This is a genomic window from Vibrio sp. TMPB1044, from assembly GCF_030442075.1.
Classification (GTDB): domain Bacteria; phylum Pseudomonadota; class Gammaproteobacteria; order Enterobacterales; family Vibrionaceae; genus Vibrio; species Vibrio satsumensis.
The window spans coordinates 25,405-38,770 of the sequence record NZ_JAUJED010000029.1 but is presented as its reverse complement, the minus strand read 5'-3'; the positions used below and the strand labels follow the sequence as shown (position 1 = coordinate 38,770).

Annotated in this window: 10 protein-coding genes and 2 pseudogenes; 9 read left to right on the top strand and 3 right to left on the bottom strand. The window is 39.9% G+C overall.

The features are described from left to right. Window positions 1-82: 82 nt before the first annotated feature. Window positions 83-2,200, bottom strand: coding sequence for a hypothetical protein (locus QQ041_RS19810; RefSeq protein ID WP_285954889.1), 2,118 nt, complete (start codon window positions 2,198-2,200; stop codon window positions 83-85). A 1,060-nt stretch (window positions 2,201-3,260) separates the two neighbouring features. On the opposite strand from QQ041_RS19810, the gene QQ041_RS19805 reads away from it, so the two are divergent. The 9 genes and pseudogenes from QQ041_RS19805 (at window position 3,261) to QQ041_RS19765 (ending at window position 10,184) form a co-directional block, all read left to right on the top strand. After that, window positions 3,261-3,551, top strand: a complete 291-nt coding sequence (locus tag QQ041_RS19805; RefSeq protein WP_237300828.1) for a co-chaperone GroES — start codon at window positions 3,261-3,263, stop codon at window positions 3,549-3,551. Window positions 3,552-3,584: 33 nt separating this feature from the next. After that, window positions 3,585-5,189 (top strand): chaperonin GroEL, encoded by a 1,605-nt coding sequence (gene groL / locus QQ041_RS19800; protein ID WP_285954888.1) that lies wholly within the window; start codon window positions 3,585-3,587, stop codon window positions 5,187-5,189. A gap of 231 nt (window positions 5,190-5,420) precedes the next feature. Further along, complete coding sequence (locus QQ041_RS19795) at window positions 5,421-5,900, top strand: Hsp20 family protein (RefSeq protein WP_285954887.1); 480 nt, start codon at window positions 5,421-5,423, stop codon at window positions 5,898-5,900. Window positions 5,901-5,971: 71 nt separating this feature from the next. Beyond that, entirely contained in the window at window positions 5,972-6,589 is a 618-nt protein-coding gene (locus tag QQ041_RS19790) for an Hsp20/alpha crystallin family protein (RefSeq protein WP_285954886.1), read from the top strand. 335 nt (window positions 6,590-6,924) lie between these two features. After that, window positions 6,925-7,380: pseudogene (locus QQ041_RS19785) on the top strand (IS5 family transposase); the annotation flags it as partial. 149 nt (window positions 7,381-7,529) lie between these two features. Beyond that, a complete protein-coding gene (locus QQ041_RS19780; protein ID WP_285954885.1) occupies window positions 7,530-7,751 on the top strand; it encodes a hypothetical protein in 222 nt (73 codons plus the stop codon). Between the two features lie 345 nt (window positions 7,752-8,096). Beyond that, window positions 8,097-8,513, top strand: a pseudogene (locus QQ041_RS19775) (GFA family protein). A gap of 148 nt (window positions 8,514-8,661) precedes the next feature. Next, window positions 8,662-9,397 (top strand): IS6 family transposase gene (locus tag QQ041_RS19770; RefSeq protein WP_285954884.1). Its coding sequence is split into 2 segments (ribosomal slippage): window positions 8,662-9,026 and window positions 9,025-9,397, totalling 738 coding nucleotides; the frame shifts between segments, so codons are not numbered across the junction. A gap of 67 nt (window positions 9,398-9,464) precedes the next feature. Further along, window positions 9,465-10,184, top strand: coding sequence for an endonuclease (locus tag QQ041_RS19765; RefSeq protein ID WP_171388291.1), 720 nt, complete (start codon window positions 9,465-9,467; stop codon window positions 10,182-10,184). A gap of 932 nt (window positions 10,185-11,116) precedes the next feature. On the opposite strand, the gene QQ041_RS19760 is transcribed toward QQ041_RS19765, so the two are convergent. After that, a complete protein-coding gene (locus QQ041_RS19760; protein ID WP_237300742.1) occupies window positions 11,117-11,689 on the bottom strand; it encodes a DUF2913 family protein in 573 nt (190 codons plus the stop codon). Window positions 11,690-11,999: 310 nt separating this feature from the next. Next, complete coding sequence (locus QQ041_RS19755; protein WP_285954883.1) at window positions 12,000-13,130, bottom strand: hypothetical protein; 1,131 nt, start codon at window positions 13,128-13,130, stop codon at window positions 12,000-12,002. Between the last annotated feature and the right edge of the window lie 236 nt (window positions 13,131-13,366).

Genomic DNA, 13,366 nt, shown 5'->3' with positions numbered 1-13,366 from the left:
TTAGAGAACAAGGTTTACAAAGCCTATTGACCAGTCCCATGCAAATCAGATTTTTCGAAAATAAGCATTAACATGATGAATATCAATCTGTAAAAAATAACCGATCAGAAATTTCATTAGGGAGAATATGGACAGAGCCATACTTCGCTCTTTCTCCAGAGCGAGGGGGAGACGTAAAGAATTCACTCCCTCCTCCATATTCAACTGCACTTATTAAAGGGGCACCTGTATCTATAAGAGCTATTCTTTTTTCCTCCTTATTAACTAAAACCCGAAAGTCATTATAGAGCAACTCAAATTTTGGGTTATTTTGTAAAAATTCAATAGCAGGAATATCAGGACCTAATTTTACCAATACACGATAATTCCCCAAATCCTCCTGACTCCCTAAAAATATACCAGCAAACGCGTGGGTGGCTTTTGTATAGTAGTTACCTTGAGTATCTTTCAGAAGAAAGTTGAATCCTCCTCCAATCACTTCGCTAAAAATTATATCTTCGGTGCTTTTAAGAGGAAGAGGTTGGGTGTAATAATCAAGGCTATCTACATAAGATGGAAACACAGGAGAGACCCCATCTGGATAGTCGCTGACTATCCAATTATAACGTCTATCGGTATATTGATAGAGTTTTCCGTCAACCCCTAGATATTGAATAATAGTCAGAGCGTTGGTTGTGCTCATAGAAAAGAAATCTTTTGCCTTTGGAGTTAACTCTAAAAGGAAAGGATCATTGTCGAAATGAGAGGTTAGGTGATCTGCTCCTCCTAGGATGTAATAATTTCCAGAGCTTCCCAATGCTAGGATTCTCGTGCCAAAAGTTGGTGTGAATAAGTTGATGATATAATCATTGGCTGGGACTTTTAACTTTATAAATTGTCCATTAACAGCCGCTGACGAGGTCGCATTAACATGATTTTCTTGAATATCCGTGGCATGGTGTGAGCCTGTAATCCTAAACACTTCCCCATCATTAGTTAAAGCGTACCCAAAAGTAAATGCGTATCCACCACCTTGATGAAGAGTTGTCATCTTAATATTTTCTGCAATTTTAACAGGTAAAGCCACTTTGCTTTTCCAATCCATGGGATCAGACCTTTTACCACCTAGACCAAACGAAGAGGACCCTATGCCCCAAAGCTCATTTGTTTTGGTCAACAGACCAACAGGACCAGAGTGAATGGTTGAGGCGAACTGGCGGATATTCTTTGGCCAACAACCTAGATCCGGATTTGAAATAATTTCATTTCTAGACGGTGGCGTATGGAATCGCTCTTCCAATATTTCATCATTGAAATTGCAGTTTCTATTTATTACTAGGATCCCTTTTGTTGCAGTTGTTGGATAAACTGTATCTGTAGGCGCCTCATAAAGCAAAACATTATCTACGCCTAAATAATGTTCTTTCTCACCGCCAAAAACAATCATCCCCCCATCTTTAGTTGCCGCTGTAATAGTAGTATGTCTTTTTATAGGAATATTGACCAATCCAGGCGTTCTCCACACCGGATAATAAAGCCCCTGAGCCGCAGCAAATATAACCCCCGGGTCCGATCCTACCGTTTGTCTAAAACCTAAATTTAACCCTGCTATTTCATCATAACTAGGGAAGGATTCTAGGTAAGGGTTATCATCTAATCTTTTTTTTGTTACCAAATTACCATTGCTGTCTTTCCAAAGCTCCCCTGTCGTTGTATTGAAGAATACTTCATTGTTTTCTGGTAAACCTAAATGATTAATTTGTGTAACGGAATATCCACCATTTTCATCAATAATAGCGTGGCCGTCTTTATTTCTTAGGAGAGTTAAAGGCTTAGAACTCCCAATATTGGTAAAGGGTTGTAACGAGTAAGGGTTAACGATTTGGTTCGATTGATTCAGGAAGAATTGGGGGCGTTCAGTCTCTCCAGTTGAGAGAACAGAAACGGGTTTATCCTTTACCTTCCCATCAGCACCTAGCACTAAAGCAACAGCGTTCCCATTAATATCAGATAGATGTGGTACCTTCTGGTAACCCCCCCCGAACTCATTGATTAACTTCTCACCGTTTTCAAGTGTAATATACTCCTTTGTGGGCTCCTCAGCTTTTGCTGGCTCGTCAATTTTAGCGAGCTCTTCAGTTATTGCCTTGTCTCCACAAGCGCTCAGCATTAGGCTCAAGACGATTACGGTTAGTAATTGCGGATACCTATGTATATTCATTTTTTTCAACCTATGATTTATTGAAATAATGATCATTCTTCACGGCTGATTGAGATATAAATAGTAATTTATTTTAAATTATTAACCATATCGACGCAAAAACTCACCGGTAAAGGATGTATCTAGTTCCTTATCTTGCAGGATAGATAATTAAACTCATCACATTAAAGTACTTACCATGAAATAAGTGCCCAAACGAATGGAGTCGATTTAGCTAAAAAATTCCTTCTTGCTTGTACTATACAAATAAGAAGGTGCGTTTATGCAGGGGAAGTCTTCTGAGCAACAACAGCTTCAATCAATGAGGTGATTACGTGAGTCGAGCATAAACAAAAAAACAACAGCTAAAAATCAACGGATAGCTTTGCTCTCAAAATTTAACGTGAAAATGCTTCCGCTATTGTGCTCAAGATAAGAGGCCATAAGGTATTGGTAAAAGCCTCTATGGCTAATAGGTCACCGGAGGCTAGTCTTTCATGCCGTTTTCAAATTCGCGACAGGCTGAATTAAGCGCTTGCTGTTTTTGTTTTTTAAACACTTTACAAAATAATCTTCGTATAAAGCTTCGACGTGGTCTCTCTTGTAAAAAAATTTCGGATATGTTGAGCATAAACTATTATATGCATTATGGCACTGGGCAATAAGACGTTACACTATAAAACCTAATTCTTAAGTAGTCTTTAAATATTTCATCAATATAAAAGCCTGTAAATATCTGAAGTGCAATACCATTATTTGACACTTAATACTAAGGGTATTTTGATAAGATAAGGTCTAAAAAGCCAGAGCGCGACAACTCTTCGAATGCCTCCCCAATCTTTCCCCGTTGACGATTTTGTTCCTAATTAAAGCGATAAGTAGATGCATTCTCACTCAAAAATATTAATAACTATTTGCTATATATAATTAAGTTTTCTTTGATAATTAGAATTAAAAAATTTCATTATTCCCTTGAAATCAATTTTATTCATCCTTATTTTATTGACTGAAAGGGCATTACTTAGCCCTATTCCTCATTATTATGTCTTTTATTTTTAACAATTATAGGAGGCTAAACCTCATGAATATTCGTCCTTTAAATGACCGTCTTATCGTTGAAAGGCTTGAAGCAGAAAGCCTCTCTGAAGGCGGAATTTTACTTGCGTCTCAAGCAGTCCAAAAATCCAACCGAGGAAAAGTTGTTGCAGTTGGTTTAGGTCAACGATTGGATAATGGTGAGCGTGCGGCTTTGGATGTCAAAGTCGACGATATTGTCATTTTTAATGAAGGTTATGGTGTAAAAACAGAAAAAATTGATGGGTCAGAGTATCTTATCCTTTCTGAATTAGATGTATTAGCAGTCGTTGAGTAATTGATTTTTAAGTTATTTTTGAGGAGATAAATCATGACCGCAAAAGAAGTTATATTTGCTGATGAATCGCGTCAAAAGATGCTCAATGGGGTAAACCTATTGGCTGACGCAGTTAAAGTTACTCTTGGCCCTAAAGGACGAAATGTTGTTCTCGATAAGTCATTTGGAGCCCCCGTCATCACGAAAGATGGTGTATCTGTGGCAAAAGAAATTGAACTTGAGGATAAGTTTGAGAACATGGGGGCTCAAATGCTGAAGCAAGTTGCCTCGAAAGCTAATGAGGAAGCGGGAGATGGAACTACAACCGCGACAGTACTGGCGCAATCTTTAATCAATGAGGGATTAAAGGCCGTAGCATCGGGGATGAATCCAATGGACTTGAAGCGAGGGATTGATAAAGCGACCGAAGCTGCCGTGAATAAGCTCCGTGAGGTATCTCAACCATGCAGTGACAAAGAATCAATTACTCAAGTCGGAAGTATTTCAGCAAACAGCGACAGGTTGATTGGGAACATTATTGCAGAAGCTATGGAGAAGGTAGGTCGCAACGGAGTCATTACCGTTGAAGAAGGTCAGGGTTTAGATAATGAGTTAGCGGTTGTGGACGGTATGCAGTTTGAGCGTGGGTATCTTTCTCCGTACTTCATGAACAATCACGAGAGCGGAGCAGTAGAACTAGATAATCCTTACATTCTAATGGTTGATAAAAAGGTAAGCAACATTCGTGAGTTACTTCCTATTCTTGAAGAAGTCGCCAAGCAAACTCGATCTTTATTGATTCTGGCTGAAGATATTGAGGGTGAAGCTTTGGCAACACTGGTAGTGAACAATATGCGTGGTATTGTGCGCACTGCCGCTGTAAAAGCTCCTGGATTCGGTGACAACCGCAAAGCAATGATGGAAGATATAGCAGTACTGACAAGTGGCACTCTGATTTGTGAAGACTTAGGTCATGAGCTTGAAAAGATCACGCTAGAGCAATTAGGGAGCGCGAAGAAAGTAACGATAACAAAAGATACAACCACGATTGTTGGTGGGGTGGCGAACGAACAAATTATCAAAGACCGTGTTAAATCGATAGAAAATCAAATCGAACTTGCCACTTCTAAGTATGATAAAGAAAAGCTTCAACAGCGAATAGCTAAACTCGCAGGTGGTGTGGCTGTGATTAAAATTGGCGCAGCGACTGAAGTGGAGATGAAGGAGAAGAAAGATCGTGTCGATGATGCATTGCATGCCACTCGAGCAGCGGTTGAAGAAGGTATCGTTGCCGGAGGTGGTGTAGCGCTCGCTAAGATAGGGAAAGGGCTGGTTGACCTTACTGGTGACAATGATGACCAAAATGTTGGTATTCGTGTTGCGCTTAGAGCGATGGAAGAGCCACTTCGACAAATTGTCACCAACGCGGGTGACGAAGCTTCTGTCGTCGCGAACAATGTTAGGAGCAGTGGTGTGAATGACGGTTTCAATGCAGCTACAGGAGAGTACGGTGATATGTTTGATCTGGGTATTATTGATCCAACAAAAGTTACGCGCTCTGCGCTTCAGTATGCTGCGTCTGTTGCTGGGCTAATGATAACCACTGAGGCTATGATTTCCGAGCAAATGACAGATAAGCAGTCAAGGGAGCATATTTAGTAAAAAATCTAAGCGGGCAAGGAAGTCCGCTTAATTATCAGGTGTAGATAATATAAACTCAAAGATTTCTTATTATTAAATAATATTTAACTCATATTATTATAAGAAAATTTTATAAATTCAAACTTGAACACGGATTTTAAATAATATAAATTCAATGTAAAATTTGTATATATAGAAAATTTTATATCTATTGTTTTTATTTTTATTGCTTCTCATGGAGGATATACTATGAACTCAATCGACCTAACTCCACTATATCGAAATAGTGTAGGATTTGACCGCCTGGCATCACTTCTAGACTATGCGTTAACTAGTGAAACATCTGTTGGCGGTTACCCCCCATACAACATAGAAGTTCTTAGCGAGAACCGTTACGCCATTACATTGGCTATAGCGGGCTTTGTGCAAGAGGAACTTGATATTCAAGTCGAGAAAGGTGTACTGACTGTGCGCGGTAATAAGAACTCTGAACCGGAAAGAAAATATCTCTATCAGAGTATCGCCAACCGTACATTTGAGCGTAAATTTAACTTAGCAGATTATGTTGAAGTTACCGACGCTGACCTCTCTCATGGTTTATTAACTATTACTTTGGTTAAAGAAATACCTGAAGAAATAAAGCCTAAATCTATTGCCATTAATCAAGGTGGTAATTTTCTAGAGCATAAATCCGAAGGTTATAATGATGGTGAAGTCAATAAAAAATAAATAATTAGAGGGTGTATAGTACACCTTCTAATTATTAACTATGAAGGTCAATAATATTATGAGGATTTTTTATGAATATCGAAAAATTATCCCCCTGGAATTGGTTTAAACATGAAGATGATTCTAAAAATCAAATTCCGGTATCTAGAAATGAAGCGTTTTCTGAAGTTATTTCCGGCGAGAATACTATAGCTTCCTCACAGAAAAGTGCTTTAGGTTCGCTGATCCAGCTACAAAATGAAATGGACAGATTGTTTGAAGAAGCATGGCAGCGGTTTGGGATCCAAGGTTTTTCACATGGGGCTCCCATAGGCTCATTACTTGAAAATAACCTATTCGGTCCCCAAGCGCTCTATTCAAATCGAGCAAAATTAGATATTTCCAGCAGTGAGAATGGATATGAAATTTCAGTCGAACTTCCCGGGCTTTCAGACGATGAAATTCAGGTTGAGTTGAGTGCGAATACACTGATTGTGAAAGGGCAAATGCAGGAGGAAAAAGAGTCTAAAGATAAGCAGTACTACCGCATGGAACGCAGCATGGGGACATTTCAAAGAACGTTATCTCTGCCTGAGGATATTGATAAAGACAATATCTCTGCAAGCATGAAAAACGGGCTTTTAGTCATTCAGATTCCAAGAAAAGCCACGAAAAACGACAACGTTAAACGTATATCTATTTCGTCCTGACTAGAGCTGGAGGCAGTTAAATCTGCCTCCTTCGTTAGTGTTTGATTTGGGACTGTTGTAAAAACAACGATACGTTTTAGGATGGCTGTTTTCTCATCTTCAGTTTAGCCGTAAATGGTATCAATATTGAATATCGCCTTTATGAAGGCAGAGCTAGCCCACACTTGTTCCCTTTCCGTTACGGCGTAATTAAACCCCTTATTAAGCTTCATTTTTGCTTCGAATGAATGGATAGCGGTGAAGTTTCTTACGTATCGCTGGACTTATTGGATGAACCAGCGGCTTTGTTGCGTAATTCAGTGGAACTGAATCCAGAACCTACGAGCTGATCAGCTACAACCTATGAAATCATCGCAGCCGAGCTAAGTTTATCGACAGTTACAGATGGAGAAGTGCTCCCGAATTTACTGATACACACCCGCCGAAGTATCCTTGAGGTGTCTGGTGATGGCGCTTATGACACGAGAGCGTGTCACGATGCGATTAAGCTTAAGCGAGCCGTTGCGCTTATTCCTCCAAGAGAAGGGGCTGCTTTCTGGGATCACGGTCACCCTCGAAATCTCGCAGTAGGTTGCCAGAAGTTATATGGCTCAAATAAGTATTGGAAAGAGCGGTCTGGATACCACAAACGTTCACTCTCAGAAACAGCGATGTATCGAGTTAAATAGTTGCTAGGAGGGAAATTGAGCTTAAGAAATTACAATGCCCAGGTGGGTGAAACTTACGCGATGATAAAAGCGTTGAACAAGCTTACTAGGTTAGGTAGGCCTGAAACTTGTCGTATTGACTAAGAAATACGCGAAACGGGTTGGCTCTATCTCTAAATTTAATTACGCAACAAAGCCACTCACGCTCTGTAAACACCGTTTGTCGCAATTATAAGAATATAGATAAAGCAGCTTTATCATGGAACTTACAATAACATCAGAAGGAAAGCGTCATGAATGGTAAGAACATAAGAATAGTTATGAGATGGGTACACATAGCGTTAGCGCTATTTGTTGGTGCGGCCTTCTATTCACCCTTAGGAAGCTATGAAGCATATATTACAGCTACGCTATGGGGTCTAATACCAGCACTTGCTTTAACAGGTATTGGTATGTGGAAACAGTCGTTAGTTATGAAAGTTTTAAAGCCGATAAGCAAGAAAGCGCACCGGTAAGGTTAAATGATTACGCGAGAACCAATAGTTCTCGCGTTTGTTCTTTTGGCTGCTGGCTCATTGCTGTCCAGAAATGTTTCATAAACAGTTTGTTGTGAAGTTTAAGTCTGTAGAACTATAAAGTTACATATTAGCTACATAAAAATGGTTTTAGGCTATAATTCTCACTTAAGTTATTGAAATTAAATTTAAAATTCCCCCTTTACAGGGGGAGAGACACACTTCTCGGATTTTTCAATTCAAGTTGATTTTTATGTTTACGGTGTAATGACTTAGGTTAGATGGTAGCGTCGCTCGTTACTTAATTCGATGTTAGCTGCCATATGTTATGAGGAGGAACAATAAATGGAATATCCACTTAAAGGAGCATGTCAGTGCGGGCAAGTGACCTATGACTGATATGAAAAACCACTAATGGTTTTTGCTTGCCACTGTACAGAATGCCAAAAACTGTCTACTAGTCCATTTAGCATCACAGCAGTTGTCGATGCCGATAAAATAGAGTTTTCTGGTCAACTGAAAAGTTGAGAGCGTTTAGCTGATAGTGGCAATCGTAATTGCGCGATGTTCTGTCCAAATTGTGGAAACAGAATTTACCATTTCAATCCGGATGCACCGGAAACAGTTAAATTAAAGCTCAAACCAACTGAGCTATCTGCAGCTGATATTTTCGAACCTCAAGCACATGTTTGGGTTAGCGAAAAGCTAGATTGGTATCAAATATCAACTAATGTAAAGGTTTTTCCTAAGCAGCCGAGCTAGCGGTGAACAAGTGTTTAAGATATTAAAATACTTTTTCTAATCTATTGAGGTTTAGTGGGTTTCGTAGCACTAACTTACTTTGGGCGGTTTTGTCGCAAACAAGGGTGGTAGGTTATGCTTACCCTCAACATTCATCGGCTTTAACATTATGACTATTAAGTTCACTGGCCGTCATTTTCCTTCTGAGATCATCCTGCAGTCCGTTCGTTACTATATTTCCTATAAGCTAAGCTATCGTGAAATAGAAGAGGTGTTAGCAGAGCGCGGAATCAATGTTGACCACTCAACCTTGAACCGTTGGGTCATTAAATATGCCCCCTTGCTTGAGTACCTGGTTCGTAAAATAAAGAAGCCTGTCGCTTCTTCGTGGCGAATGGACGAGACGTACATTAACGCCAAAGGTCAGTGGAAATATTACTCTCGAGCGGTTGATAAGTACGGTCATGTCATTGATTTTTTACTCTGTAATCGCCGTGATGAGAAAGCGGCTCGCGCCTTATTTACCAAGGCTCGGCTATAATGGATTACCAGAAAAAGTGGTTATCGATAAGAGTGGTGCCAACGCGTTAGCGCTGCATAACATCAATGTTCAACTCTGGCTGACAGGGAAGATGCTTAACCTGATTGAAGTGCTTCAAGTTAAGTATCTGAACAACATTGTCGAGCAGAGCCATCGGAAAGTGAAAGGTAAGATGCATCAGTGCCTGGGATGGAAATCAAATGAAGGTGCAACAGCCACACTCGCTGGTGTGGAGCTGTGGTCGATGATTAAAAATGGGCAGCTCGACAACCCTGATGGTTATCGGCTCGATGGTAATCGATTGGTGCGTGATGCGCACCACTTATCGTCAAGCCGATCATGGCGGGTATTTGTTGTCTCGTGAAGGGGGGAGCGGTGGGAACCCCCTCAAGCCCGAGTCAAATTATAAATTTGGAAGGTAGGAAGTCAGTATGAAGAGAGCTTTTGTTACTACAGTGTTGTTATTTCCACTTTATGTCTTTGCAGGAAATAACCATATTGAATCATTCAGTACGGCTAAAAAGCAGTTAGAACAGAGTGTTTATTTCGATCATCGAAAAACATTGTATTGTAATGCCAGCTTTGATGGTCAAAAATTCATCATTCCCCCTCCTGGTTTTAAGTCGGATAAATACGAGAAGCGAGCAAAAAAAGTGGAGTGGGAACATGTCGTCCCAGCCGAAAACTTTGGCCGAACATTTATTGAATGGCGTGAAGGGGATGAGTTATGCGTCAATAGCAAAGGGCAGGCTTATAAAGGACGACGCTGCGCGAACAAAGCGAATCAAGAATACAGACTGATGCAATCTGATTTGTATAATTTGTTTCCTGCAATTGGTTCGGTTAATGCGATGCGCAGCAATTACAATTTTACGATGCTACCGAACGAACAGTCTGACTTCGGATTGTGCGCGATGAAAATTAGTGAGCGTAAAGTTGAGCCGCCGATGAGCGCTCGTGGTCGTATTGCTCGAACGTACTTGTATATGGAAGAGACTTACGCTCGTTACAATATGAGTAAGCAGCAACGTCAGTTAATGATGGCATGGGATAAGCAATTTCCTGTGAGTACCTGGGAATGTAAACGAGCTGATCGTATCGAACTTATTCAAGGTAATGTGAATACTATCTTAAAAAAACGCTGCCATTAATCTTCACGACATGATGCCAAGGTTTAGTTGTCGAATCGTATCTAACGTTATCAAAAAATACCGAGTGGTAAGGAAAAGGAAGTGCGAAGTATTTTCTTTTTGTTACTGCTGTGCAGGTAGGGCGTAGCCCGTAGGACGGCATAGAGTCCTCACATTTAGAGCTTGGAAGCGTTAGCGAGTAGTCTTTGGTTATTGTTAGCGTGTAGCTGGCGCATAATTTACTGTTCATTAACATCAATCACTTTGCCCTGTTTTTAACCGAAAGTGTTTCTTGAGGGTAGAGAGTTTGAGCGTCGCTAAAGCTTATGGATTTAAAGTGGCTGTACTGAATATCTTTGATTAATTTAGTGTTCAAACTTTTCTGAGTAAATGCACAGTAAATATGTAAGTTCTTGGTGGCTATAGAGGATAGAGCACTCTCAAGTTGAGTTTCAGTAACAATGTAAATCAAAGGGGGTGTTTCGGAATATCTCATATAACCATCAGCCTCGTAAGAGCAGATTGCTGATTACTTGTGTCTGTATAAAGAAAAAGTATAAATAGTCCTAAACTCTGATTGTGTCTCTGCATTGTAAACTGGCGTCCGTTAAGGTTTTGGGTGAATTTTTACCTTACCATTAGGATGGAAGGCTCCGTGTTACAGGTTGTTTTAATGGCGAGTATCGCTGTACATTATACTCGACCTAAATCCGGATTTGGGTGGCAAAATGAATAAGACCCTATGCGAATGTTAAAAGGTTCAGGCGTAAGCCAGAGTTGCGTATTGAAAAAACTCTACCTCGTTATGACCTACTTGGTCAGACTAGCTTTGGGGTGCGTTGTCCTATGGGAAAGCTTTCATTCAAGGTTGAAGTTGGGCATTTAGTCGGGCACCAGTCTACCCAAGGTAAAACCGAGAAATAGAAGGGCCCTCTTTAATTGCATAATCGTTATCACTCTCGATGCAATAAAAGGTGAATGACTTCATCTTCATGGTCAACTTCTACGCGATAAAAGCCTTTGGCTTGCAGCGCTTCAATTAACGCTTCCAACCGATGGGTTTTCACCTTCATTGGCAGTGGTTTAATTTGGTTATTATCTTCATCAAACCCCTGCTCTATACTTTTTTCTTTCATGTAAAGCGTATCCCGCTCCATTTCTTTTTCGAGATTTTCTAACATAGATGGAAACTGATGCTGCTCAAATAATTCCGTTAACATGATATAGAGTTCATCAGCCTGCGAAAATTTGGCTTGATACTCGAGGTTCATTTGATTGGCATTCCATAGTTTTTCTTCAAGGTTACCTGTTGCACTACGGCCAATGCTGAGCATGGTCTTTAGCTCATTTTTACATATCGAAAACTGAGGGTGTTTTATTTTTGGTTTGATGAATTTTACCAAAAATTCATTTCTTCTTTTCGCTGTCCAATATCCCCCTTGCTGACTTATCGTTAAATACAGGGCGAGAAGCGCATTCGTCACGATCTCATCAAAGGCTTGATAATGTTTAAGGTTTCGACTCATGAATATATTCTTTCTATTTAACAGAAGTTTTAGTTTATTAAAAAAAGTGTTGTTAATCTTTTCAAAAGGGGATTTTTGTCAGTCTTTTCAACTAGAAACTCATAATTTAAAAGTCACCATGCTCCTCTCGGACTGAATCTTTAAAGCCCTAATCTAAAACGAGATAGCTCTAAACTCTGAATACCGTCACATCACTTCGTTATCCTAGAGAGCTTTTTTACGGTCTTTAATTGCGTGAGATAAACAGGGGCCAGATTGACTGTAAACTGGCTAAAAATGTCAGGATTAAGCCTCTTTTTTAAACACAGGCTCAATAGAAAGCAAGAGATCTCAAATATTTGTTTAGTTGATTGATATTGTTGATTTTTCTTGTTCGTTTTTCCAATGAAACTATCGAATCATCGATCATTTTAATATACTTTTCCATTTTGGCTTGTGTCTTCTTCTTGCTTGGTGCTGAGAATTGTCTCCAGACTTGAGACTTAAATCCTTGTTGATTAAATATGTCACGGTGAGCCTGATTTAAATCTCGGAGCTTCATTTCGAGCAAATGACTCATTCTCATCAGCGTCGCTTCATCGAGAAGGTAATCAGAGTCGGGGACATATTCTGTCAGCATTCGGACTAAGGTCATCACATCGTTCTCTCGTTTGGCTACCGCCAGTATCTGCATTAAACGATGTTTCTCCTCTTTCTTTGACGGATCAGACTCTTTATCAGGATGGATAACACTCGCAATGCGTTTGTACATTTTGTTGAGTTGAGTGCCTCGGAACATTTCTTTGAGGTTAAGCGCGTTGTCGTCTTCACTCTCAAAATAATCGAATTCAAAATCGTCCCACTCGTCTTCGGTTTGGTCCCGCGGTGAAAACGTGTCGTTATTATGTTCAACAAAAGAAGCACCTAAGGTACTGATCAAAGCTTCGATGGCGAATGGGTCACCAGAAGCTAGGATTTCGCGGATCTCTTTGTGGGGTAAATCAATCTCAGCGCCGAACATCTCCTTCATGCCGTTTTCAAATTCGCGACAAGCTGCATTGAGCGCTTGCTGTTTTTCTTTCTTAAACACTTTATCATGATAGGCCTCATACTCTTCGCATAAAGCCTCGACTTTGTCTTTATCATTGAAAAAAGGGCGTTCAAGTAAGTCCATTAACTCCTGTTCAAGCGCTTGCATCAAGCGATTTCGGATATTGGTTTTGAGTTTTTTTGAGGTCAAAAATGACATCAAGTGCTTGACCCAGACATAGCGAAGATGGTCGAGCTTTTTATCATAGGGAGCCAGTTTATTTTCGTATTCAGAAAAAAGCTGATCGACCTTAAGCTCAGCCTTTTGATTACGACGTTCATTTTTTTCTATCTTCCTCCAGAGCTCAGATAAATAATCTGACTGAGAATGTGTAACGTTATTTGAGTGAAAAATAGGGAGTGTCATATCCATCCTTTTCTCTTTTTCTAACCCATCAGATCTTTAGGCTAACAGCGTAAGAATAGAAACACATCGAACTAATACTAATTTATGCTCCCTGAGCTTAAATTATCTTCTGACGCAGATAAATCGAAACGCTAACCTTAACGTTCAGGGGCCTATTCATTTTGTAAAACAGTAAGCTTAATCTGCTGAATAAGAACCGTGACCATTTTATGAAATTAAGAAGGAAAGTCTCTCACAGCGCC

Excerpts from the sequence above, each read along its gene's own strand:
- QQ041_RS19810 (WP_285954889.1), bottom strand. The coding sequence starts at position 2,200 with ATGAATATACATAGGTATCCGCAATTACTAACCGTAATCGTCTTGAGC.
- QQ041_RS19805 (WP_237300828.1), top strand. The coding sequence starts at position 3,261 with ATGAATATTCGTCCTTTAAATGACCGTCTTATCGTTGAAAGGCTTGAA.
- groL (WP_285954888.1), top strand. The coding sequence starts at position 3,585 with ATGACCGCAAAAGAAGTTATATTTGCTGATGAATCGCGTCAAAAGATG.
- QQ041_RS19795 (WP_285954887.1), top strand. The coding sequence starts at position 5,421 with ATGAACTCAATCGACCTAACTCCACTATATCGAAATAGTGTAGGATTT.
- QQ041_RS19790 (WP_285954886.1), top strand. The coding sequence starts at position 5,972 with ATGAATATCGAAAAATTATCCCCCTGGAATTGGTTTAAACATGAAGAT.
- QQ041_RS19780 (WP_285954885.1), top strand. The coding sequence starts at position 7,530 with ATGAATGGTAAGAACATAAGAATAGTTATGAGATGGGTACACATAGCG.
- QQ041_RS19765 (WP_171388291.1), top strand. The coding sequence starts at position 9,465 with ATGAAGAGAGCTTTTGTTACTACAGTGTTGTTATTTCCACTTTATGTC.
- QQ041_RS19760 (WP_237300742.1), bottom strand. The coding sequence starts at position 11,689 with ATGAGTCGAAACCTTAAACATTATCAAGCCTTTGATGAGATCGTGACG.
- QQ041_RS19755 (WP_285954883.1), bottom strand. The coding sequence starts at position 13,130 with ATGGATATGACACTCCCTATTTTTCACTCAAATAACGTTACACATTCT.